The sequence below is a fragment of the Bradyrhizobium sp. SHOUNA76 genome (genome assembly GCF_023006445.1).
Classification (GTDB): domain Bacteria; phylum Pseudomonadota; class Alphaproteobacteria; order Rhizobiales; family Xanthobacteraceae; genus Bradyrhizobium.
The window spans coordinates 1-223 of the sequence record NZ_JALBHA010001216.1; the positions used below are offsets into that span (position 1 = coordinate 1).

Here is a 223-nt window from a genome sequence, read left to right on the forward strand (position 1 = left end):
CATGGGCGCCGACCGCGGCATCCTGGTGAAAGCCGAAGGCAGCGTCGAGCCGCTCGCGGTCGCCAAGATCCTGAAGAAGGTCGCGGACGAAGAGCAGCCCGGCCTGATCATTCTCGGCAAGCAGGCGATCGACGACGACAGCAACCAGACCGGCCAGATGCTGGCCGCGCTGCTCGGCTGGTCGCAGGCGACGTTTGCCTCGAAGCTCGAGGTCGAAGGTTCT

General features: G+C 65.9%; 1 pseudogene. It reads left to right on the plus strand.

Going from position 1 to position 223, the window contains the following annotated elements:
* Positions 1-223, plus strand: a pseudogene (locus MOV74_RS40570) (electron transfer flavoprotein subunit beta/FixA family protein); the annotation flags it as partial.